Source organism: Streptomyces sp. NPDC024698 (assembly GCF_055559015.1).
This window is the reverse complement of record NZ_JBVHLK010000028.1, coordinates 46,867-69,600: the sequence shown is the minus strand read 5'-3', so window position 1 is coordinate 69,600 and position 22,734 is coordinate 46,867. Positions and strand designations below refer to the sequence as shown.

Below are 22,734 nucleotides of genomic sequence, written 5' to 3'. Positions count from 1 at the left end.
GAGAGCACGCACCAGACGCCGCCGGGCCCGCCCTCCGGGCGGACGACGCGACTTCGCGGACACGCCCTGGGCGAAACGGGCTACTTGCCCGTGAACTTCTCGTACTCCTTGAGGACGTCCTCGGTCAGGCCGTCCATGCGCAGCTCGCCGCGCTCCAGCCACAGCACGCGGTCGCAGGTGTCGCGGATCGACTTGTTGTTGTGGCTGACCAGGAACACCGTGCCCGCGGTCTTGCGCAGCTCGCGGATGCGCTGCTCGGACCGCTTCTGGAAGGAGCGGTCACCGGTGGCGAGGGCCTCGTCGATCATCAGGACGTCGTGGTCCTTGGCCGCCGCGATGGAGAACCGCAGCCGGGCCGACATGCCGGAGGAGTAGGTCCGCATCGGCAGGGTGATGAAGTCGCCCTTCTCGTTGATGCCCGAGAAGTCGACGATCTCCTGGTAACGCTCCTTGATCTGCTCACGGGACATGCCCATGGCGAGGCCGCCCAGGATGACGTTCCGCTCGCCCGTCAGGTCGTTCATCAGCGCCGCGTTCACACCGAGCAGCGAGGGCTGGCCGTCGGTGTAGACCTTGCCCTTCTCCGCGGGGAGCAGGCCGGCGATGGCGCGCAGGAGCGTGGACTTGCCGGAGCCGTTGGAGCCGATCAGGCCGATGGCCTCGCCCCGGTAGGCGGTGAAGGAGACACCCTTGACGGCGTGCACCTTGCGCACACCGCGTTCCTCACCGCGCTTGAGGATGCGGCTGAGGGCCGCGGTGGCGCTGCCCTTGCCGGTCTTGGCGCCGTTCACGCGGTAGACGATGTGCAGTTCGTCCGCGATGACGGTCGGGATGTGCGACCTCTTCTCGAGCTCAGCCACGGCCGTACCTCTCCTCAGCCTTCCAGAAGTAGACGAAACCGCCGACGGCCGTGACCACGGCCCAGAAGACGGCGATGGCCCACACGTGCGGGGGCAGGCTGGAGGCGCCGTACCCGTCGATGAGCGCGAAGCGCATCAGATCCATGTAGACGGCGGCCGGGTTCGCCTGGAGCACCCGGGCGATCCACTCGGGGCGGCCGGCGAGCATGGTGCTGATGGAGAACATGACACCGGAGGCGTACATCCAGGTGCGCAGGATGAAGGGCATCAGCTGGGCGAGGTCGGGCGTCTTGCTGCCCATCCGCGCCACGATCAGCGCGAGGCCGGTGTTGAACAGGAACTGGAGGAACAGCACCGGGACGATCAGCAGCCAGGACAGGCCCGGATAGCTGCCGAAGCCGATCGCCACGATGAACAGCACGATCATCGAGAAGAGCAGCTGCTGGAGCTGCTGGAGGGCGAACGAGACGGGCAGCGAGGCCCGCGGGAAGTGCAGCGCGCGCACCAGTCCCAGGTTGCCCGAGATCGCCCGGACACCCGCCATGACCGAGCTCTGCGTGAAGGTGAAGACGAAGACGCCGGTCACCAGGAACGGGATGTACACGTCGTGCGACATACCGCGGTCGGCCCTGAGGATCAGGCCGAAGATGAAGTAGTAGACGGCCGCGTTGAGCAGCGGGGTCGCCACCTGCCAAAGCTGGCCGAGCTTGGCCTGGCTGTACTGGGCGGTGAGCTTGGCCTGCGAGAAGGCGAGGATGAAGTGCCGCCGGCCCCACAGCTGACGGATGTAGGCCACCAGTCCGGGACGTGCGCCGCTGACCGCGAGGCCGTACCTGGCGGCCAGGTCGGCCGCGGACAGTCCGTCGTCGGGCGAGGGTCGGTCGCTCACAGCGATGCCGCCGTCATGCGTCGTACTCACAAGGGGAAACTTTCGTCTTCGAGAGGCGCACGGCCGGCCGGGCACCGGCCTGTGCCGGGGTCCGGGTGATGCCCGGGTGCTCTCAGGATCGAGCTTGTCAGATGACCGGGGGACGGCCCAGCCGGCTTGTGTCAGATGACCGGAGGCCGGCCCAGCCGGGTCAGCCGCCACACCGTGCGCCACTTCATGGGGCGCCTCGGTCCGCAGGGACTCCTCCAGCCTTCCCGGAATCCACCGAACCACGCCCGCAGCGCGGCCCGCGAGGGGCGGCGCAGCAGCGTCAGGAGCATCCAGACGCCGAGGTAGACCGGGACGAGGGGTGCGGGAAGGTTCCGGCGCGCCAGCCAGACACGGTTGCGGGCCACCATCCGGTGGTACACCGCGTGCCGCGAGGGGGCGGTCGTCGGGTGGTACAGCACCATGTCGGAGCGGTAGTCGATCATCCAGCCGGCGTCGAGGGCCCGCCAGGCCAGGTCGGTCTCCTCGTGGGCGTAGAAGAAGGCGTCCGGGAGTCCGCCGACCTCGGCGAGGACCTTCGTACGGACCGCGTTGGCGCCGCCGAGGAACGTGGTGACGCGCGAGGAGCGCATCGGGTCGGCGGCGCGCAGCCTCGGGACATGGCGGCGCTGGGTCTCGCCGGTCTCGGGGTCGGCGATGCGGAAGCTGATGATGCCGAGCTCGGGGTCGTCGGCGAAGGCCCGGCGGCACAGCTCGGCCGTGTCGTGGCGGGCCAGCAGACCGTCGTCGTCCAGGAAGAGCAGGACGTCCACGTCGGTGCCGCCGGGTCCGAAGGCCTCGATGCCCACGTTGCGGCCGCCGGGGATGCCGAGGTTCTCGGGCAGCTCGACCGTCCGGACGCCCGCGGGGACGTCCGGGACGGGTGAGCCGTTGCCGACCACGACCACCTCGACGCCCTCGCCGTCCTGCTTGGCGACGGAGTCGAGCAGGGCCCTGAGCTCGTCGGGACGGTTGCCCATGGTGATGATCACCGCGCCGACCTTCGTGGCCGCACTCACTTGAGCCTGCTCGACGCGAGGATGGACACCAGGTGCAGCACCGTCTGGAGGAGCGCGATGCCGGCGAGCACCGCGGTGCCGAGCCGGGTGAAGAACAGGTCGCCCCTGACCTGGTCCGCGACCGCGAGGAGCAGGATCAGCAGGGACGCCTCGATGCCGAGGATCAGCCGGTGGAACTTGAGCGCCGCGGCGGCCCTGCGGGCCAGCGCCACGCCGGACGAGCGGGGCTCGGACGCGGCCTCCGCGACCGGCGGCAGCCCGCTCTGGTGGCGGGCGACGCCGACGAGGTCGGTCTCCGCCTTGACCAGGATCGCGCCGAGCGCGGCCAGCGTGCCGAGGAAGGCCCACAGCCAGTCGACGCGTCCGGAACCCCACAGGTCCGCGGCACGCAGGCCGAGGCCGACGAGCACGGCCGCGTCCGTGAGATAGGCGCCGACGCGGTCGAGATAGACCCCGCCGAGCGAGTACTGCTTCTTCCAGCGCGCTATCTCGCCGTCGACGCAGTCGAGCAGCAGATAGAGCTGGACCATCACCACACCGAGCACCGCGCCCGTGATCCCCGGCACCAGCAGCGCCGGGGCGGCGAGCACGCCACAGAGGGTCATCAGGTACGTGAGCTGGTTGGGCGTGATCCTGGTGTTCACCAGGTACCGGTCGCAGCGCAGCGAGATCTCTCGCATGTACAGGCGTCCCGCCCAGTGCTCACCGCTGCGCCGGTCCTTCACCCCTGGGGGATGAACGACGGGGCGGAGTTCAGCTACCGATGGCCTTGGCATAGTCGGAGTAGATGTCCTTGATCTGGTGGGTTTTCAGGTCGAGATGTTCGAGGATCGTGTAGCGGCCGGGCCGGGTCCGCGGAGCGAACTCCACGACCTCGACGAACTCCTCCACGGTGAAACCGATCTCCTCGGGCAGCACCGGCAGTCCGTGCCGCCGCAGCACCTCGGCCATGAACGCCGCTTCCTCGTGTGCACCGCGCAGGTACATCGCGAAGGCCGCGCCCAGGCCGCACTGCTCGCCGTGGCTCGCCGCCCGCTTGGGGAAGAGGAGGTCGAAGGCGTGGTTGATCTCGTGGCAGGAGCCGGAGGCCGGACGGGAGTCGCCCGAGATCGACATCGCGACGCCGGTGAGGACGAGCGCCTCCGCGAGGACCTGGAGGAAGCCGTTGTCGCCGACGCCCCCGGGATGCCTGAGGACCGCCTCGCCCGCCTGGCGCGCCATGGCGGCGGCCAGACCGTCGATCTTCTCGCCGGTGACGCGGTTGGCCAGCTCCCAGTCGGCGATCGCGTTGATGTTGGAGACGGCGTCCCCGATGCCCGCCCGGACGAACCGGACCGGCGCGTCGCGGATCACGTCGAGGTCGATGACCACGGCGATCGGGTTCGGCACACCGTACGAGCCGCGGCCCGCGTCGTTGTCGAGGGTGGCGACCGGCGAGCACAGGCCGTCGTGCGCGAGGTTCGTGGGCACGGCGACCAGGGGCAGCCCGACCCGCGCCGCGGCGAACTTCGCGCAGTCGATGATCTTGCCGCCGCCCAGGCCCACCACGGCGTCGAAGTGCCCGGACCGCATGTCGCCGGCCAGCCGGATCGCGTCGTCCAGCGTGCCGCCGCCGACCTCGTACCAGGTGGCTCCGGGCAGGGCCGGAGCCAGCCGCTCGCGCAGCCTGGCGCCCGAGCCGTTGCTGACCGCTATGGCCAGCTTGCCCGAGTGGGAGATGCGCTCGTCGCTGAGCACGCTCGCCAGGTCGTCCAGGGCGCCCGGACGGATGTCGACGACGACCGGCGAGGGGATGAGCCTCGTCAGTACTGGCACGCGATCTCACGTCCCTTGGCGAGGTCGTCGTGGTTGTCGATCTCGACCCACTTGACGTCGCCGATCGGCGCGACGTCGATCTTGAAGCCGCGGTTGACGAGCTCCTGGTAGCCGTGCTCGTAGAACTGCTGCGGGTCGGTCTCCCACACCGTCTTCAGGGCGTCGGCCAGCTCGTCGGCGGCGAGGCCCTCGATGAGCGTCACACCGATGTACTCGCCGGTGGCCTCGGACGGCTCCATGAGCTTGGTGATCTTCTGGACGCCCTTCTCGGGGTCCACGACGACCTTCATCTCCTCGTCGGCGAGCTTCTTCACCGTGTCGAGGGCGAGGATGATCTTCTTGCCCTCGCCGCGGGCGGCGAGCAGCGTCCGCTCGACGGAGACCGGGTGCACGGTGTCGCCGTTGGCGAGTATCACGCCGTCCTTGAGGGCGTCACGTCCGCACCACAGGGAGTAGGCGTTGTTCCACTCCTCGGCCTTGTCGTTGTCGATCAGCGTGATCTTGAGGCCGTACTTCGCCTCGAGAGCCGCCTTGCGGTCGTAGACGGCTTCCTTGCGGTAGCCGACGATGATGCCGACCTCGGTCAGGCCGATCTCGGCGAAGTTGCCGAGGGTCAGGTCCAGGACCGTGATGGAGTCCTCCGCGCCCTCGGGTCCGACCGGCACGAGCGCCTTGGGGAGGCTGTCAGTGTAGGGACGCAGACGCCGTCCGGCGCCGGCAGCCAGCACGAGGCCGATCATGCGGGTTCTCCTTCATCGTGTACGGCGGGGGCCCCGGAGGACACCCAGAAGCGGATGCTCTCGGCGAGCACCAGCAGGGCGACGGCCACGGCGAGCGCCGTGAGCGCGACCTTGAACTGTGGGGCGGCGAGCAGCGCGGCCAGGACGGTGACCAGCAGCGTCCTGCCTTCGTGCCCGCCGATCGCCCGCACCAGCCAGTGCGGGGGGGCCGCGGCGTTTCCGCGAATGCGGTACACCGTGTCGTAGTGATGGTAGGCGACGGCGGCCACCAGACCGAAAGCCGCCGGAAGCGCCCCGTTCACGCCGGCGTCGACCGCCAGTGCCAGAACGGTGAGGTACTCGGCCGCGCGGAAGAACGGCGGGACCAGCCAGTCGAGGGGGCCCTTGAGGGGCCTGAGCAGGGCGGCCGGCGACAGCAGCACGTACACGACGGCCCCGAGGACGGGCAGCCAGCTGCCGTACGGGGCGAGTGCGGCGGATGTCACGACGACCGCGCCCGCGACGAGGGCGGCGACGGGCGGGGCGAGGCGTGCGAGGCGGCCCGTGTGGCGGGTCAGGTACTCGGCGAGCGGGCCGGAGTCGGTGAGGTCCACCAGTGCCTGCGCGGCCCGGTCGGTGCGGCTCGCCTTGCGGGTGAGCGAGCGCAGAACCCGGCCCGCCGTGGTGTAGGTGGCCGCGAAGGCGCAGCCGGCGATCAGCGCGTAGAAGGTGATACGGGGGGTCGTCAGCGCCGTCAGCACGGCGATCATCGCCCATCGTTCGCCGATGGGCAGGACTATCATCCGGCGCACCCAGACCGTCCAGCCGACGCTGTCGAGCTTGTCCGAGAGGGCGGCGGTGGGGCTGGTGTTGGCGGTGGCGTCGTGGTTCGCCTCGTTGAAGGAGAAGTCCACGACGTGCCGGCAGGTCTGGAGGATCATCGCGCCGAGCGCGAGCGCCCACACGTCGTCGCCGCCGCGGGCCGCGCCGAGCGCGAGTCCCGCGTAGTAGGCGTACTCCTTGGCGCGGTCGAAGGTCGCATCCAGCCAGGCGCCGAGCGTCGAATATTGCAGGGAATAGCGGGCGAGCTGTCCGTCCGTGCAGTCCAGCACGAAGGAGAACAGCAGCAGCAGACCGGCCGCCACGAAGCCGAGGCGGGTACCGGTGGCGGCGCAGCCCGCGGCGATCAGCGCGGTGATCAGCGACGCGGTGGTGACCTGGTTCGGGGTCAGGCCGCGGCGGGCGCACCAGCGGGCGATGTAGCGCGAGTACGGGCTGATGCAGTACGTGGTGAAGAACCCGTCGCGGGCCTTGACCGCGCTGCGCAGCCGTACGGCCTCGTCGTCGACGGCCAGGACGGCCTGCCGGACGCCGTTGCGCTCCTGCGGATCGGCGGGAACCTCGGCGACGAGGGTGCCGAGCTCCGGGCGGTGGACGCCGAGGTCGTCCGCCTCCAGTGCCTCGCCGAGACGCTCGGGAAGGTTCTCCGGGGCCGCGCCGGTGTTGCCCGCGGCGACGGTCTCCCGGGTCACGGCGCGGGCCAGGGCCCGTCGGGCCTCGGGCTGCACGGACACGGCGCCGGGAAGGGCCGAGGCCGCGAAGCGGGGGTCGGTCAGACCGAGACGCAGGGCGTGTACGTGCCCGACGAAGCGGGCGTCCACGACGGCGACCCGCTGGTCCGCCGGTACCGCGGCGAGCAGGGTCTCGGTCTCACGCGCGTCGGACGCTTGGCGCACGTCGAAGCCGAGCGACCGCAGATCGCCTTCGAGCGACGATCCGGGGACCGGCTGACCGGTGAGGATGGCGGTCGGCAGCGAACTCACTCCCTGAGTGCCGGCGCGACCTGGCGCCCGGCGTGTACGTGATGGGACGGCCCCCGGCTCATGGCGGTGGCCCCGGCGGCATGTCGGCAGAGGCTATCGGATGAACGGAAGCAGGCGTTCACCAGCCGTTCACGGGCCGATCAGCCGATTTTGTCCGGCGGATGCCGCGATCATCATCGGGGATCGCGGGCCCCGGTCACAAGCACGGACGCGAGAGCCGGAACATTCCCGGCAGGGCGCACCGCACGCCGCTCTTGCCCGAAAGCGGGGCACATAGGACACAGCCGCGGACCCGCATAGGGTGGTCGTCCATGACATGGCTGATCACAGGCGGAGCCGGATACATCGGGGCACACGTGGCGCGGGCGATGGCGGGGGCCGAAGAGCGCGTCGTGGCCCTCGACGACCTGTCGTCGGGGGTGCCGAACCGGCTCCCGGAGAGCATTCCCCTCGTCCAGGGGTCGTCGCTGGACGGTGATCTGCTCAAGCGGGTCCTGACGGAGCACGCGATCACGGGTGTGGTGCACCTCGCCGCCCGCAAGCAGGTAGGCGAGTCCGTGGCCGAGCCGACGCGCTACTACCAGGAGAACGTGGGCGGCCTCGCGACCCTGCTGGAGGCCGTGGCGGGGGCGGGCGTCGAGCGGTTCGTGTTCTCCTCGTCGGCGGCCGTCTACGGCAACCCCGACGTGGACCTCATCACGGAGGACACCCCCTGTGCCCCGATGAGCCCCTATGGCGAGACGAAACTCGCCGGCGAGTGGCTGGTGCGGGCGGCGGGCCGGGCCCACGGGATCTCCACCGTGTGCCTGCGCTACTTCAACGTGGCGGGCGCGGCCTCCCCCGAGCTCGCCGACACCGGGATCTTCAACATCGTCCCGATGGTGTTCGACCGGCTCACCCGGGGCGAGGCCCCCCGGATCTTCGGCGACGACTACCCGACCCCGGACGGCACCTGCGTACGCGACTACATCCATGTCGCCGACCTCGCCGAGGCGCATCTCGCCGCGGCCCGGCGGCTGACGGACGGGGCGAGCGGCGATCTGACGGTGAACATCGGCCGGGGCGAGGGTGTCTCGGTACGGGAACTCGTGACCCTCATCGCCGAGGTCACCGGAGACCCGGTCGGGCCCCTGGTCGAACCGCGCCGCCCCGGCGACGCCCCGCGCGCGGTCGCCTCGGCCGCTCTGGCGACCGACGAGCTGGGCTGGAGCGCGCGCCGAGGGGTGCGCGAGATGGTGGAGTCGGCCTGGCGGGGCTGGCTGCTGCACCACCCGGAGATCACCGGCGCCTGACCGCGTCGACGCTCTGACCTGCGGATCGTTTCCGCAGGTCAGAGCATATGACAACGGTGTTCAGTGCCGCGTTGCCCGATACCCCCCGCCCGTAGTTGACTGGCGCGACCGAGCGGAACACAGGAGGCGGCTTCCATGGGGGCTGGGCACGACCACGGGCACGGGCACGGGGCTCCCCCGTCCGGCACGGCGACCGCCGCGTACCGCGGGAGGCTGCGGGTAGCGCTGGCGATCACGCTCACCGTCATGGTCGTCGAGATCTTCGGCGGCCTGCTCGCCGACTCGCTCGCGCTGGTCGCGGACGCGGCCCACATGGCGACGGACGCGCTGGGCCTCGGCATGGCCCTGCTCGCGATCCACTTCGCGGCCCGCCCGCCGAGCGAGAAGCGCACCTTCGGCTACGCGCGCGCCGAGATCCTCGCCGCGCTGGCCAACTGTCTGCTGCTGCTCGTCGTCGGCGGCTATGTGCTCGTCGAGGCGATCCAGCGCTTCATCACGCCCGCGGACACCCACGGCGGGCTGACGATCGCGTTCGGCGCGTTCGGTCTGGTCGCCAACACGGTCTCGCTCACCCTGCTGATGCGCGGGCAGAAGGACAGCCTGAACGTGCGCGGCGCCTTCCTGGAGGTCGCGGCGGACGCGCTGGGCTCGGTGGCGGTCATCATCGCCGCGGTGGTGATCATGACCACCGGCTGGCAGGCGGCGGACCCGATCGCCTCGATCACCATCGCGCTGATGATCGTCCCGCGTACCTGGAAACTGCTCCAGGAGACCCTCGACGTACTCCTGGAGGCGGCGCCCAAGGGGGTGGACATGGCGGAGGTGCGCGCCCACATCCTGGCGCTCGACGGGGTCGAGGACGTCCACGACCTGCACGCCTGGACCATCACCTCCGGCATGCCGGTGCTGTCCGCGCATGTCGTCGTCAGTTCCGACGTCCTGAACGCGATCGGCCACGAGAAGATCCTGCACGAGCTCCAGGGCTGTCTGGGTGTGCACTTCGACGTCGAGCACTGCACGTTCCAGCTGGAGCCGAGCGGACACGCGGAGCACGAGGCGAAGCTCTGCCACTGACGCTCCGCGGTTCGACTTCGCGCCCCCGGCCGACCCGGCATCCGGCCCCGGATTCGAGGTGCCGTCCGAACATCTGATGGCCCTCGTCCTCGGCGGTTCCTCGCCGGTGGCGCCGGGCACGATCAGGTATCCGGCCGCGTCCGGCGTCCGACCCGTGCCGGCCGCGTGCCCCGCCCCGGGGTCACGGGGCGGGACATGCGGAGAGTCGCGAAGTGCCGGGAGTGCCGGATTCGTACGGCAGACTTGGGGCTGGAAAACCGATGCGAAGGATGGGTATGCCGATCACACCTGCCACCGCGACGCACAGTTCGTCGAAAGGCACCGCTGAAGCGATCTTGCTGGAGCTGGTCGACGAGGACGGCAACACGATCGGCACGGCGGAGAAGCTCGCGGCCCATCAGGCGCCGGGGCAGCTGCACAGAGCGTTCTCGGTGTTCCTCTTCGACGAGCAGGGCCGGCTGCTGCTCCAGCAGCGCGCGCTCGGCAAGTACCACTCCCCCGGCGTGTGGTCGAACACCTGCTGCGGCCACCCGTATCCGGGCGAGGCCCCCTTCGCGGCGGCCGCCCGGCGCACGTACGAGGAGCTCGGGGTGTCGCCGACGCTGCTCGCCGAGGCCGGCACGGTCCGTTACAACCACCCGGATCCGGACTCGGGCCTGGTGGAGCAGGAGTTCAACCATCTGTTCGTCGGGATGGTGCAGTCGGCGCCGCGGCCCGACCCGGAGGAGGTCGGCTCGACGGTGTTCGTGACCGCCGCCGAACTGGCGGAGCGGCACGCGAAGGACCCGTTCTCGGCCTGGTTCATGACGGTGCTGGACGCGGCCCGTCCGGCGATGCGGGAGCTGACGGGTCCGTCCGCGGGCTGGTAGCCGGCCCGCCGGACGCGCGGAGGCTCAGACGTTCGGAGCGAGCGGCAGGGCGGCCCAGATCACCTTGCCGCCGCCCGCGGTGTACTCGACGTCGCACCCTCCGCCGAACTCCCTGGTCACCTCGCGCACCAGCAGCAGGCCCCGGCCGCCGGTCTGCCCGTGGTCGGCCTCCAGCGCGGTCGGACGGTAGGGGTGGTCGTCCTCGACGGACACCCGCACCCAGTCGGCGCCGACCGCGACCTCCACCGCGAGCATCGGCGACAGAAGTGCCGCGTGCTTGACGGCGTTCGTGACCAGTTCGGAGACGATCAACAGCAGTCCCTGAACGACATCGTCCGAGACCGGCACCCCCTGGCGGATCAGCAGATCACGGACGGCGTGCCGCGCCTGCGGCACCGAGGCGTCGACGGCGGCGGCGGTGAACCGCCACACCCCCTCGTACGGAAGCGGTCCCGGCGATCTGACGTCGGGAGTCACCACTGCGCCTTCGGGGCTCGGGTCGGACCCCCGCCCGAGGTTCTCCATCGTCCGGTCGCCACCCTTGCGCTCGATTGTCACCACACGTCGAGTGTTGGTAATGCGCCGGTCCGTACCGGTTGACTGAACAGAAGTCAGCAATTATCGCCGATTTCTGATCACAAATGCATGAGAAAGTCGTTTCTGCGACAGCTGTTATCGCTTTCATGTCAGTTTCCGAAACTATTCTGGTTGTACGGGTTTGCCCCCTCCTGCCGGCCCGCGCGTTCCGCACGGCTCCGTCGTCCGCGAGGCGGCCCGGGACCATGATCGAAGTGCGACAGCCGGGGCGGATAGCATCCGACGTATGGAGCCGCAGCTGTTGCACCACGTCGGCGACGGGGTCGCCACCGTCGTCATCCATCACCCCGCCAAGCGGAACGCCATGACCACGCCGATGTGGCGCGCGCTCCCGCCGCTGCTGGACGCGTTGCGCGTACGCGCCGACGTGCGCGCGCTCGTGCTCACCGGCGAGGGCGGCACCTTCTGCGCCGGGGCCGACATCTCGACGCTGCGGAAGTCCCCGGACGAGGCCCAGGGGCTCGCCGTGCTGGCCGAGGACGCCCTCGCCGCGTTCCCGAAGCCGACGCTGGCCGCGATCCGAGGGTACTGCGTGGGCGGCGGAGCCCAGCTCGCGGCCGCCTGCGATCTGCGATTCGCCCAGGAGGGCTCGCTGTTCGGGGTGACCCCGGCGAAGCTCGGCATCGTCTATCCGGCCACCTCCACCCGGCGGCTGGCGGCGCTGGTGGGACCGTCCGCCGCCAAGTACCTGCTTTTCTCCGGCGAGTTCATCGACACCGGGCGCGCGCTGCGCACCGGACTGGTGGACGAGGTACTGCCCGAGGGCGAACTCGACAAGCGGGTGACGGAGTTCACCCGCGTCCTGACCGCGCGCTCCCTGCTGACGCAGTCGGCGGCGAAGGAGTTCGTGAACGGGCGCACCGACCGTGACGCCCACTGGACCGGGCAGGCACGCGCCGGCGGCGACACAGCGGAGGGAGTCGCCGCCTTCCTCGAACGCAGGCAGGCGAACTTCACCTGGGCGCCGTGACGGGTCGCGGGTATCGCACGGCGCGTTGACGTGCCCGCGGGCTCGAACGGTGGGGTGAGCGGCAGGCGGCGCGCCCGCGTCTACGTCAGCGGGAACCGGCTCTTGCGCCGGAACTCCTCGACGAGGTGCGCGGGGGCCTTCTCCGGGGACCCTGCGTCGTAGGGCGGCTGCGGGTCGTACTCCGTCAACAGCTGGACGGCCTGGGCGTGTTCGTCCCCGGCGATCCGGCCGAGCAGGGCGAGCCCCATGTCGATGCCGGAGGAGACACCGGCCGAGGTGACGTACGTGCCGTCGAACACGACCCGCTCCCCGGTGGGTTCGGCGCCGAACCGCTTCAGCTCGTCGAGGGCCAGCCAGTGGGAGGTGGCCCGGCGGCCGTCCAGGAGCCCCGCCGCGGCGAGCAGCAGCGAGCCGGTGCACACCGAGGTCGTCCAGAGGCTGGTGGCGTCGGCGGCCCGCAGCCAGTCACGGAGCACCGGATTGTCCATCTGGTCGCTCTGGCCCGGCCCTCCCGGTACGACCACGATGTCCGGGTGCGGCACCTCAGCGAGGCTCTTGTCCGCGGTCAGGGCGAGCCGGCCGGTGTCGGAACGGACCGGACCCGTGCGCTCGGCGACGAAGACGGTGTCCGCGTCCGGGAGCCGGCCGAGGGTCTCGTAGGGGCCCACGGCGTCCAGGGCGGTGAAACGGTCGTAGAGGACGATGGCGATCTGCATCGGGGTCTTTCTTTTCTATTCGGCCGGTGCCGAGACGAGGAGCTTCACGAAGGCGCGGCGCATGGCCTCGGGCGTGCCGTAGCCACGGGCCCGGGAGATCTCCTCGACGCCGTCGGCGGTGTCCTCCAGGAGGCGCCGGGCGTGTTCGGGCCGCACCCGCTCGACGTACCGGCCGAGTGTGGTGCCCGTCTCCGGACGCAAGGCACGGGCGAAGTGGCGGGGCGAGAGACGGGCGGGTTCGGGATCGACCGTGACCGCCGGATGGTCCCGGGCGAGGCGGTCGCAATGGGCCCAGTAAGTGGTCGCGCGGGGGCCGTCGAGCAGGCCCGCGGCACGATCAGGACCGTTCGCATGTCCCGATTGTCCGCCGGTGCGTTCATGGCGGCAATGCCGAGAACCCCACCTTTCCTGCCATCGCCGATGCGGAGGTTCACGGCATACCAACCAGTCGGTAATGTGCGGGGTATGACCCCTCCCCTGCCGGAGCGCGCCGGCCGACGCTGCCACAACGTCCTCAATCCGCTGCACTCGACGCACTACTTCTCACCCGATCTGGGCCGTGAGCTGGCCGCGGTCGGCATCGACGACGAACGCACCGGGTACTTCGCGGTGCGCGCCGCCGCGATGGGCGCGGTCGGCGCGGGCACGGTGACGGCGACGTTCTTCAACTTCCGGTACGAGCTGGTCGCCGCCCACGTGCCCGCGGTGTGGGGGACCGCGACCCCGGAGACGGTGCTCGCGGCCCGGCTGCGCGCCGTGGACGCGACGCTCACGCGTCTGCTCGGGAAGGACGTCATCGCCTCCGGAGAGGTGGCCGAGGCCGCGGAGCTCGCCCTGCGCGCGGCCGAGGCCTGCGGCAGGACCGCCCGTCCGCTGTACGCCGCGCACGCGGACCTTCCGGTGCCCGAGGCGCCGCACCTGGCGCTCTGGCACGCGGCCACCCTGCTGCGCGAGCACCGGGGCGACGGACATCTCGCGGCGCTGCTGGACGCCGAGCTCGACCCGGTGGAGGCCCTGGTGAGCCACACCGCGACCGGCAAGGGCATGGCGCCCCGATGGGTGCTCGGCACCCGGGGCTGGTCCCGGCAGGACTGGGAGGAGGCGTCCGGACGCCTGCGGGAGCGCGGGCTGCTGGACACGGACGGCGAGCTGACGACGGCCGGTACGGATCTGCGCCGGGACATCGAGGACCGCACGGACCGCCTCGACCGCGCACCCTACGAACACCTGGGCGCCGCCGGGGTCGAGCGGCTCACCGAGCTCGCGAAGGGGCTGCTGATGACGGCGTTCGCCGCGGGCGCGTTCCCGGACGGGATGATCGGCAAGGGCTGAGGCGCCCGGCCCCGGCCCGCCTGCCGCGTGCGGGGGCGCCGGCCGGGGCGGGCGCGCGGCGCGCGGTGGCCCCGTGTGGCGCCCTGGGCCCCCGATGTCGGTGTCACCTGCCACAATTGCCGCGCAACCCCAGTGGAGAAGGCGGTACGGGATCGTGACGACACCCCTCGTAGGGTCCATCGAAGGCAGGATCGCCGAAGAACTCGGTGTGCGGGAACGGCAGGTCAAGGCAGCCGTCGACTTGCTCGACGGCGGTTCGACGGTGCCCTTCATCGCCCGTTACCGCAAGGAAGCGACCGAGATGCTCGACGATGCGCAGCTGCGCACCCTCGAGGAGCGGCTGCGCTATCTGCGGGAGCTGGAGGACCGGCGGGCCGCGATCCTCGACTCGGTGCGCGAGCAGGGCAAGCTCAGTGCCGAACTGGAGGCGCAGCTCAGGGGCGCCGAGACCAAGGCGCGCCTTGAGGACATCTATCTGCCGTTCAAGCCCAAGCGGCGCACCAAGGCGCAGATCGCGCGCGAGGCGGGCCTTGAGCCGCTGGCCGAGGGCCTGCTCGGCGACCCGTCCGTGGAACCGCTCGCCGCGGCGGCGGCCTTCGTCGACGCCGACAAGGGCGTCGCCGACGGGCAGGCCGCCCTGGACGGCGCCCGGTCGATCCTGGCCGAGCGGTTCTCCGAGGACGCCGACCTGATCGGCGAGCTGCGCGAGCGCATGTGGGTGCGCGGACGGCTCGCAGCCAAGGTGCGCGAGGGCAAGGAGGAGGCGGGCGCCAAGTTCGCCGACTACTTCGACTTCGCGGAGCCCTTCAAGGCGCTGCCCTCGCACCGGATCCTCGCCATGCTGCGCGGCGAGAAGGAGGACGTCCTCGATCTCGTCCTGGAGCCGGAGGAGTCCACCGAGGGACCGTCCTCGTACGAGGGAATCGTCGCGCACCGCTTCGGCATCGCGGACCGCGGCCGTCCCGGCGACAAGTGGCTGACGGACACCGCCCGCTGGGCCTGGCGCACCCGCATCCTCGTGCACCTCGGCATCGACATGCGCCTGCGGCTGCGCACCGCCGCCGAGGACGAGGCGGTGAACGTCTTCGCGACGAACCTGCGGGACCTGCTGCTCGCCGCCCCGGCCGGCACCCGCGCGACGCTGGGCCTGGACCCCGGCTTCCGCACGGGCGTGAAGGTGGCCGTCGTCGACGCGACCGGCAAGGTCGTCGCCACGGACGTGATCCACCCGCACGTCCCGGCCAACAAGTGGGACGAGGCCATCGCCAAGCTCGCCCGGCTCTCCAAGGACCACGCGGTCGACCTGATCGCGATCGGCAACGGCACGGCCTCGCGGGAGACCGACAAGCTCGCCGGTGAGCTCATCACCAAGCACCCGGAGCTGAACCTCACCAAGGTGATGGTGTCGGAGGCGGGCGCGTCGGTGTACTCGGCGTCCGCGTTCGCCTCCCAAGAGCTGCCCGACATGGACGTGTCACTGCGCGGCGCCGTGTCCATCGCGCGCCGGCTCCAGGACCCGCTGGCCGAGCTGGTGAAGATCGACCCGAAGTCGATCGGTGTCGGGCAGTACCAGCACGACCTGTCCGAGGTGAAGCTGTCCCGCTCGCTGGACGCGGTGGTCGAGGACTGTGTGAACGGCGTGGGCGTGGACGTGAACACCGCCTCCGCCCCGCTGCTGGCCCGCGTCTCCGGCATCACCTCCGGCCTCGCGGAGAACATCGTCGCGCACCGCGACGCCAACGGTCCCTTCACCTCCCGGACGGCTCTCAAGAAGGTGGCCCGGCTCGGCCCCAAGGCGTACGAGCAGTGCGCGGGCTTCCTGCGGATCCGGGGCGGCAGCGACCCGCTGGACGCGTCGAGCGTGCACCCCGAGGCGTACCCCGTGGTGCGGCGGATGGTGAAGACGGCGGGCAGCGAGGTCGCGTCGCTGATCGGCAACACGAGTGTGCTGCGCTCGCTGCGGCCGGCCGACTTCGTCGACGAGACGTTCGGTCTGCCCACCGTCTCGGACATCCTCAGGGAGCTGGAGAAGCCGGGGCGCGACCCGCGGCCCGCCTTCAAGACGGCCACCTTCAAGGACGGCGTGGAGAAGATCTCCGACGTGGCGGCCGGGATGGTGCTGGAGGGCGTCGTCACGAACGTGGCCGCCTTCGGCGCGTTCGTGGACATCGGCGTCCACCAGGACGGGCTCGTGCATGTCTCCGCGATGTCCAAGACCTTCGTCAAGGACCCGCGGGACGTCGTGAAGTCCGGTGACATCGTCAAGGTGAAGGTGCTGGACATCGACATCCCGCGCAAGCGGATCTCGCTGACGCTCCGGCTGGACGACGAGGCCGCGGCCCCGGCGGCCGAGGACGGCGGCGACCGGCCCCAGCGGGGCGGACGGCCGCCCCAGCAGCGCGGGCAGCAGCGTGGCCAGCAGCGGCAGGGCCAGGGCGGCGGTGCGGGGGGCGGTACCGGGGGCGCGGGCGGTTCCCGGCAGGCTCCGCCGCCGGCGAACAGCGCCATGGCCGACGCCTTGCGCCGCGCGGGTCTGAGCGGCCCCGAGCGGGGCCGGAAGTGACGACGGGCTGACGTACGGAAGGGAGCGACCGCCGTTCGGCGGTCGCCCCCTTCCGTGGGCCGGTGGTGAGGCTCAGCGTTCGGTCACCTTGCCGGCCGCCACTTCCAGGCGGCGGGTCGTGTGGACCGCTTCCAGCATGCGCCGGTCGTGGGTGACCAGCAGGAGCGTGCCCTCGTAGGTGTCCAGCGCGGACTCCAGCTGCTCGATGGCCGGCAGGTCGAGATGGTTCGTGGGCTCGTCCAGGACCAGCAGGTTGACGCCCCTGCCCTGGAGCAGTGCCAGCGCGGAGCGGGTTCGCTCGCCCGGGGACAGCGTGGCCGCCGGGCGCAGCACGTGCTCCGCCTTCAGGCCGAACTTGGCCAGCAGCGTGCGGACTTCGGCGGGTTCGGTGTCCGGGACGGCCGCGCCGAACGCCTCAAGCAGCGATTCGGAACCGTGGAAGAGCTTGCGGGCCTGGTCCACCTCGCCGACGACCACGCCGGAGCCGAGCGTGGCGTGGCCGGAGGTCAGCGGCACCCGGCCGAGCAGCGCGCCCAGCAGGGTCGACTTGCCGGCGCCGTTCGCGCCGGTGACGGCGACCCGGTCGGCCCAGTCGATCTGGAGGGTCGCCGGACCGAAGGTGAAGTCCCCGCGCCGTACCTCCGCGTCCCGGAGCGTGGCGACGACCGCGCCCGATCTGGGGGCCGCCGCGATCTCCATGCGCAGCTCCCACTCCTTGCGGGGCTCCTCGACGACGTCCAGCCGCTCGATCATGCGCTGTGTCTGCCGGGCCTTGGCGGCCTGCTTCTCGCTTGCCTCGCTGCGGAACTTGCGGCCGATCTTGTCGTTGTCGTTGTTCGCCTTGCGCCGGGCGTTCTTGACGCCCTTGTCCATCCAGCCCCGCTGCATCTGGGCCCGGCCTTCGAGGGCGGTGCGCTTGTCGGCGTACTCCTCGAAGTCCTCGCGTGCGTGCCGGCGGGCGGTGTCGCGCTCTTCGAGATACGCCTCGTAGCCACCGCCGTACAGCGTGATCTGCTGCTGCGCCAGGTCGAGTTCGAGGACCTTGGTGACCGTGCGGGTGAGGAACTCGCGGTCGTGGCTGACGACGACGGTGCCGGCGCGCAGACCGGAGACGAAACGCTCCAGGCGCTCCAGGCCGTCCAGGTCGAGGTCGTTGGTGGGCTCGTCGAGGAGGAAGACGTCGTAGCGGGAGAGCAGAAGGGAGGCGAGTCCGGCGCGGGCCGCCTGGCCGCCGGACAGGGACGTCATCGGCTGGTCGAGACCGACGCCGAGCCCCAGGGAGTCGGCGACCTCCTCGGCCCGCTCGTCCAGGTCGGCGCCGCCGAGGTCGAGCCAGCGCTCCAGGCTGTTCGCGTACGCGTCGTCCGAGCCGGGTTCCCCGTCGACGAGCGCCTGGGTGGCCGCGTCCATCACCCGCTGGGCCTCGTCGACGCCCGTCCGGCGGGCGAGGAAGTCCCGTACGGTCTCGCCCTCCCGGCGATCCGGCTCCTGGGGCAGGTGCCCGACGGTCGCGGAGGGCGGGGAGAGCCGCAGCTCGCCCTGCTCGGGGGCGAGGAGGCCGGCGAGCAGCCGCAGCAGCGTGGACTTGCCCGCGCCGTTGGCGCCGACGAGCCCGATCACGTCACCGGGCGCGACGACGAGGTCGAGTCCGGCGAAGAGAGCGCGGTCGCCGTGTCCGGCGGTGAGGTTCTTGGCGACGAGGGTGGCAGTCATCAGGGAGCCGATTTTAACGGTCCGCCGCCGCCCGCCTCACCGCCGATCCCCAGGGGCCCCGGCGCCCTCGTCCGTGGGTCACCGTCTCCACCAGGACGCCGCCCGAGGTCCGGGCCACGACGAACGACTTTCCCCTGACGGCTCCGGCCTGGAGCGGGATCCGGTGGTGGCCGGTCGGCAGGACTCCGTCGAAGACGTCGTGCGCGTGGGTGCGCGCGAGGCGGTCGCGGCGGTACGCGGTGAGCCGGACGCGGCAGGTGGAGGTGACCTCGACCCCGGCCTCGTCGTCGGCGGCGACCAGGCGGGTGAGCCGGCGCAGTTCCACCGGGCTGCGGTCCAGGGCGTGCTCGATCTGGGCGACCAGCAGCGGAACGATCGGGGCGAGGCCCTCGACCTGGGCGATGTCGACGCCCGCGCCGCGGAAGGACTCCCGCACGGCGGCCCGCTCCGTCTCGGGGACGGCCCGGCCGAACAGCACCGCGCCGTAGGTGCGCAGTTCGTCCGGCGGCACCCCGAGGGCGCCGCGGACGATGTCGGCGCCGATGCCGATGGCGCGCAGGGCGGCGGCCGGCTTCGCGAGGGACGCGCCGCGGGCGCCGATCAGCAGCACGCGGCGGCGGGCACCCGCGGCGGCGTCGAGCAGGGAGTTCAGCGCGCCGCGGTACTCGGGGCCGCGGAAGCGGAACGGCCCCATGCCGTGGTAGCCGTTGCGTTCCAGGTCGGCCCGCTCGCCGGTCTGCCAGGCGAAGTCCCGCCAGACGTAGTCGTCGCCGGCCCTCTCGATGAGCGCGGTGACGGCACCGCACTCGATGTTCTCGCACTCGGGGCAGCCGTAGATGATGTGCCTGCCGCCGTCGAGCGGGGCGCCGGCTTCCAGGAGCAGGCCGCGCACCTGCGCGGTGAAGATCGCGGGCGGTACGTCGGAGGCGAGCGGGGAGACCGCGTCGAGATCGGAGAGCCGGAACAGAAGAGGGCGTCCGTCGACGACGAAGTCGACGAAGTCCCGGTGGACTTGATAGTCACCGTCAGTGAGGACTCCACCGGCACGCATCGCCGGTGCCAGGCCGAACGTGGCGTATTCGGAGGACATGCTGTGAGTATTCCCGGACGCAGAGTGACGAGACCATGTTCCGGTGACTTCGGCCGGCGTCCCGGCATGGAGAACCCCGGGAGCGGTGAAGTGATCGTGGTCGGCGCGGGTGTCGTCGGCCTGACGACGGCCCTGGTGCTGGCGGAGGCCGGCCGGCGGGTCAGGGTATGGGCGCGGGAGCACTCCGAGCGGACCACCTCGGCTGTTGCGGGGGCCCTGTGGTGGCCGTACCGCATCGCGCCGGAGGCGTCGGCCCGTGAGTGGGCGCTCGATTCGCTCGGCGTGTACGCGGAGTTGGCGGCGCGGCCCGAGGACAGTGGCGTACGCCTGGTCGAGGGGGTCATGGGCGAGACGGGACTGGACGAGCTGGGATCGTGGGCGGCCCGGGTGCCGGCGCTGCGCGCGGCGAGAGCCGAGGAGTACCCGGGGCTCGCGTTGCGCGCGCGGCTGCCGTTGATCGACATGCCCGTGCATCTGCGGTATCTGCGGGAGCGGTTGCTGCGGGCGGGCGGGACGGTCGAGGAGCGTTCGGTGACCGACCTCGCGGAGCTCGACGCGCCGGTCGTCGTGAACTGCGCGGGCCTCGGTGCCCGCGAACTCGTCCCGGATCCGGCCGTACGGCCCGTGCGTGGGCAGCTCGTGATCGTCGAGAACCCCGGGATCCGTGAGTGGGTCGTCGCGAAGGACGCCGCGGACGGGACGACGACGTATGTCTTCCCGCAGCCCGACCGGGTGATCCTCGGCGGCACCACGGACGAGGACGACTGGTCCCTGGTGCCCGACCCCGAAGTGGCGGCGCGCATCGTCGAACGGTGCGCGGCGCTGCGCCCCGAGGTCGCCGGAGCGCGGGTGCTCGGCCATCTGGTGGGGCTGCGGCCGGTGCGCGACGCGGTCCGGCTGGAACGCGAGGTCCGGCGGGACGGAGGCGTGCTGGTGCACAACTACGGGCACGGGGGCGCCGGGGTCACCGTGGCGTGGGGATGCGCGCGGGAGGCGGCCGGGCTCGCGGGAATGCCTTGGTGAGGCGACCGGACTCATGCGACTGATCTGGTGAGGTGGTCGGCCTCACGGGACTGACCTGGTGAGGTGGTCGGCCTCACGGGACTGACCTGGTGAGGTGGTCGGCCTCACGGGCGCGGGCGGGTGGCGCGGCCGGACCCATGGGAGCCGGCGGGCGAGGCGGCCGGACTCGCGGGTCCGGCCGCCTCTCGCCGAGGCGCGTTCGTATCGGGTCGGTCGGACGGTCGGCGGATCAGCGGTCCTCCCCCGGGACGCGGAGCGCGGTGCGCGGGGCACGTAGACCGTCGAGGACGGACGCGGCCGGGGCCGCCGTCGCCCCCTTGGTCGCCCGCTCGAACGCGTCCGCGCCGCCCACCAGGGGCACCCGGGCCGACGTACGGGACAGGTCGACGGTCAGCGTCGGGGTGTCGGCGGGCGGGTCGATGAGGTCCTTGTCGGTGCCCGCGACGATCAGCGCGAGCCGGTGCCCCTTCGGGACCACGTGGTCAGTGGGGGCCAGGTCCAGCGTGATGGTGTACGCCTTGCCCGGGGTGAGCGCGACGCCCTTGTCCGAGGCGTAGTTCCCGAGATCGGCCCAGCCGCGGCTGACGACGGTGAAGCCGACGTCGGTCCTGGCCGCCTCGGTCGCCTTGAAGCAGGCGCTGTCGCCGGCCGTGCTCGCGCCCCAGCAGGTGCGGCCGGTGAGGGTGTCGACCCCCTCACCGGAGCCGGCGTAGTCGCGGATCGTGTCCGGGCCGAGGTCGACGAGCACCGCCGAGAGGTGGGCGGTCGCGGTGGTGGGGGTGGCGGTGACGCTCACCCGGGAGGAGCCGGAGAGCCGCAGGTCGTGCGTGAGCGGCCCGGTGGTGAATCCGGCCTTGTCCGCGGTGGCCTGGTCGATGTGCGCGGCCCAGTCGGTCTCGCTCCGCGCCGGGTCGTCGGTGAAGGTCTCGGTCCCGGAACGGCGGGCCAGCCCGAGGGTGCCGACGCCCGGCTGCGCGCCCGTGGCCGGACGCAGGGTCGTCGCGCTCGTGGTGCGGGGCGGCCAGACGGCGGAGGTGGTCCACTGGTCGGGGTGGCGTTCGATGTCCGCCATCGGCTCGCGGTCGATGCCGTTGTCGTAGCCGAGGAGTTCGTGGTCGAACCAGCGGTGCAGGGTGTCGACCCAGGCGGAGCGGCGGAAGTCGAAGGGGTCGACATGGCCGGTCTGGGAGAGCCAGATCTTGCGCTCGACGCCGTGGCTCGCGAGGGCGTCCCACCACTGGCCGAAGTTCTTGGTGCGGACGTTGAGGTCCTGCATGCCGTGCACGAGGAAGACGCTGGCCTTCACCTTCGCGGCGTCCTTGACGTAGTCGCGCTCGGTCCACAGCGAGGTCCAGTCGCCGGTGCGCGGCGCCCCGTCCACCAGTTTCCGCTGCACGGACGCGCACCGGGCGAGGGCCTCGGGACTGTCGACGTAGCCGGACAGCCAGTCGGGGCCCGAGTCGTAGAGCGGGGCGCCCTTGGCGAAGTAGTAGTCGTACCAGGAGGAGATGGCGCTGATCGGCACGACGGTCTTCAGGCCCTTGACGCCGGTGGCGGCGACGCCGTTGGCGATGGTGCCGTCCCAGCTCTTGCCGATCATTCCGGTCCTGCCATTGGTCCAGGTGGCTCTGGCCGTGGTGGTGCCGGTACGGGTGGTGTAGCCCCTGGCACGGCCGTTCAGCCAGTCGATCACCGCCTTGGCCGACTGGATGTCGGAGCGGCCGCCGACGTCGACGCAGCCGTCGGAGCGGTTGGTCCCGGCGAGGTCGACGCCGACGAAGGCGTAGCCGCGCGGCACGAAGTAGTTGTCGTAGAAGAGCGGCATCTGTACGACGTGGCCGTCTCCGTCGTACGTCTTCTTCTGGCTCTCGTTGCCGCGCCCGCAGCAGGAGTAGTACGGGCTGGCGTCCATGATCACGGGGACCTTGTGTCCCTGTCGGGCGGGTTCGGCGGGCCGGACGATGTCGACGGCGACACGGTCGTGCTTCCCGTCCTTGTCGCCGTCGAGACCGGTGTCGACCCAGACGGACTCACGGATCGCGTTCGCGTACGAATAGACCGGGGCGCTCTCCCTCGGGGCGCCGTGTGCGGCGGCCGGAACGATGAAGGCGGCCATCAGGGCGGCAACGGCCGCCGTCGCGAGCGGTCTCCAGGTCATGAAGCGCGTGCGGCGCACTGATTTCGGCATGAGCGGAACGTACCCCGGTCAACTCTCCTGCGACAGAGGGTGTCTGACGGACCATCGGTTCGGGATGAGTCATGTCGGCCGAATGGCGATCGTGTGACAGGGGTGGCCGTGGACATGACCGGGGCCCCAGGGACTGAATAGGCTCCGGACCGACT

The 22,734-nt window shown here is 71.4% G+C and carries 19 protein-coding genes and 1 pseudogene; 7 read left to right on the top strand and 13 right to left on the bottom strand.

The window, feature by feature from the left end:
* Positions 1–80: 80 nt before the first annotated feature.
* The 7 genes from ACZ4AA_RS35020 to ACZ4AA_RS34990 all read right to left on the bottom strand — a co-directional run bounded on the left by ACZ4AA_RS35020 (position 81) and on the right by ACZ4AA_RS34990 (position 7,143).
* Positions 81–860 (bottom strand): ABC transporter ATP-binding protein, encoded by a 780-nt coding sequence (locus tag ACZ4AA_RS35020; protein ID WP_467611605.1) that lies wholly within the window; start codon positions 858–860, stop codon positions 81–83.
* Positions 853–1,749: an ABC transporter permease gene (locus ACZ4AA_RS35015; RefSeq protein ID WP_467611637.1), complete on the bottom strand. Its 897-nt coding sequence runs from the start codon at positions 1,747–1,749 to the stop codon at positions 853–855. Before ACZ4AA_RS35015 ends, ACZ4AA_RS35020 begins: the two co-directional genes overlap by 8 nt.
* 161 nt (positions 1,750–1,910) lie before the next feature.
* The gene (locus tag ACZ4AA_RS35010; RefSeq protein ID WP_467611634.1) at positions 1,911–2,756 is read right to left on the bottom strand and encodes a glycosyltransferase family 2 protein; all 846 of its coding nucleotides are present in this window, start codon (positions 2,754–2,756) and stop codon (positions 1,911–1,913) included.
* Positions 2,757–2,791: 35 nt separating this feature from the next.
* Positions 2,792–3,571 (bottom strand): CDP-alcohol phosphatidyltransferase family protein, encoded by a 780-nt coding sequence (locus ACZ4AA_RS35005; RefSeq protein WP_467611603.1) that lies wholly within the window; start codon positions 3,569–3,571, stop codon positions 2,792–2,794.
* Complete coding sequence (locus ACZ4AA_RS35000) at positions 3,549–4,610, bottom strand: iron-containing alcohol dehydrogenase family protein (RefSeq protein WP_467611601.1); 1,062 nt, start codon at positions 4,608–4,610, stop codon at positions 3,549–3,551. Before ACZ4AA_RS35000 ends, ACZ4AA_RS35005 begins: the two co-directional genes overlap by 23 nt.
* Positions 4,598–5,350 (bottom strand): phosphocholine cytidylyltransferase family protein, encoded by a 753-nt coding sequence (locus ACZ4AA_RS34995; RefSeq protein WP_467611599.1) that lies wholly within the window; start codon positions 5,348–5,350, stop codon positions 4,598–4,600. Before ACZ4AA_RS34995 ends, ACZ4AA_RS35000 begins: the two co-directional genes overlap by 13 nt.
* Positions 5,347–7,143, bottom strand: a complete 1,797-nt coding sequence (locus ACZ4AA_RS34990; protein ID WP_467611631.1) for a DUF5941 domain-containing protein — start codon at positions 7,141–7,143, stop codon at positions 5,347–5,349. The genes ACZ4AA_RS34995 and ACZ4AA_RS34990 overlap by 4 nt, the downstream gene beginning before the upstream one ends.
* A 320-nt stretch (positions 7,144–7,463) precedes the next feature.
* On the opposite strand from ACZ4AA_RS34990, the gene galE reads away from it, so the two are divergent.
* From galE to idi, 3 genes are all read left to right on the top strand, one after another.
* Complete coding sequence (galE, locus tag ACZ4AA_RS34985; RefSeq protein WP_467611597.1) at positions 7,464–8,444, top strand: UDP-glucose 4-epimerase GalE; 981 nt, start codon at positions 7,464–7,466, stop codon at positions 8,442–8,444.
* 135 nt (positions 8,445–8,579) lie between these two features.
* Positions 8,580–9,518 (top strand): cation diffusion facilitator family transporter, encoded by a 939-nt coding sequence (locus ACZ4AA_RS34980; RefSeq protein WP_467611595.1) that lies wholly within the window; start codon positions 8,580–8,582, stop codon positions 9,516–9,518.
* A gap of 275 nt (positions 9,519–9,793) precedes the next feature.
* Positions 9,794–10,387 carry an isopentenyl-diphosphate Delta-isomerase gene (gene idi / locus ACZ4AA_RS34975; protein WP_467611593.1) on the top strand — a complete coding sequence of 198 codons (594 nt, stop codon included), beginning with the start codon at positions 9,794–9,796 and terminating at the stop codon, positions 10,385–10,387.
* Positions 10,388–10,411: 24 nt separating this feature from the next.
* Here the strand turns inward: idi and ACZ4AA_RS34970 are convergent, their stop codons facing one another.
* On the bottom strand, positions 10,412–10,912 hold the full coding sequence (locus ACZ4AA_RS34970; RefSeq protein WP_467611628.1) for an ATP-binding protein: 501 nt from the start codon (positions 10,910–10,912) through the stop codon (positions 10,412–10,414).
* A 298-nt stretch (positions 10,913–11,210) separates the two neighbouring features.
* On the opposite strand from ACZ4AA_RS34970, the gene ACZ4AA_RS34965 reads away from it, so the two are divergent.
* Positions 11,211–11,954, top strand: a complete 744-nt coding sequence (locus tag ACZ4AA_RS34965; protein WP_467611591.1) for an enoyl-CoA hydratase/isomerase family protein — start codon at positions 11,211–11,213, stop codon at positions 11,952–11,954.
* 80 nt (positions 11,955–12,034) lie between these two features.
* Here the strand turns inward: ACZ4AA_RS34965 and ACZ4AA_RS34960 are convergent, their stop codons facing one another.
* Together ACZ4AA_RS34960 and ACZ4AA_RS34955 are read right to left on the bottom strand one after the other, a co-directional pair.
* Complete coding sequence (locus ACZ4AA_RS34960) at positions 12,035–12,670, bottom strand: DJ-1/PfpI family protein (protein WP_467611589.1); 636 nt, start codon at positions 12,668–12,670, stop codon at positions 12,035–12,037.
* A 15-nt stretch (positions 12,671–12,685) separates the two neighbouring features.
* Positions 12,686–13,000 (bottom strand): annotated as a pseudogene (locus ACZ4AA_RS34955) (helix-turn-helix domain-containing protein); the annotation flags it as partial.
* A 135-nt stretch (positions 13,001–13,135) separates the two neighbouring features.
* Here ACZ4AA_RS34955 and ACZ4AA_RS34950 point away from each other — a divergent pair.
* A complete protein-coding gene (locus ACZ4AA_RS34950; RefSeq protein WP_467611587.1) occupies positions 13,136–14,002 on the top strand; it encodes an SCO6745 family protein in 867 nt (288 codons plus the stop codon).
* Between the two features lie 154 nt (positions 14,003–14,156).
* Positions 14,157–16,565: a Tex family protein gene (locus ACZ4AA_RS34945; protein WP_467611585.1), complete on the top strand. Its 2,409-nt coding sequence runs from the start codon at positions 14,157–14,159 to the stop codon at positions 16,563–16,565.
* 72 nt (positions 16,566–16,637) lie between these two features.
* Here the strand turns inward: ACZ4AA_RS34945 and ACZ4AA_RS34940 are convergent, their stop codons facing one another.
* Positions 16,638–18,278 (bottom strand): ABC-F family ATP-binding cassette domain-containing protein, encoded by a 1,641-nt coding sequence (locus tag ACZ4AA_RS34940; RefSeq protein WP_467611583.1) that lies wholly within the window; start codon positions 18,276–18,278, stop codon positions 16,638–16,640.
* A gap of 13 nt (positions 18,279–18,291) precedes the next feature.
* Positions 18,292–19,368 (bottom strand): oxidoreductase, encoded by a 1,077-nt coding sequence (locus ACZ4AA_RS34935; RefSeq protein WP_467611581.1) that lies wholly within the window; start codon positions 19,366–19,368, stop codon positions 18,292–18,294.
* A gap of 66 nt (positions 19,369–19,434) precedes the next feature.
* Here ACZ4AA_RS34935 and ACZ4AA_RS34930 point away from each other — a divergent pair, with 66 nt between their 5' ends.
* Positions 19,435–20,391 (top strand): FAD-dependent oxidoreductase, encoded by a 957-nt coding sequence (locus ACZ4AA_RS34930; RefSeq protein WP_467611579.1) that lies wholly within the window; start codon positions 19,435–19,437, stop codon positions 20,389–20,391.
* Between the two features lie 229 nt (positions 20,392–20,620).
* On the opposite strand, the gene ACZ4AA_RS34925 is transcribed toward ACZ4AA_RS34930, so the two are convergent.
* A complete protein-coding gene (locus ACZ4AA_RS34925; protein WP_467611577.1) occupies positions 20,621–22,579 on the bottom strand; it encodes a Xaa-Pro dipeptidyl-peptidase in 1,959 nt (652 codons plus the stop codon).
* Between the last annotated feature and the right edge of the window lie 155 nt (positions 22,580–22,734).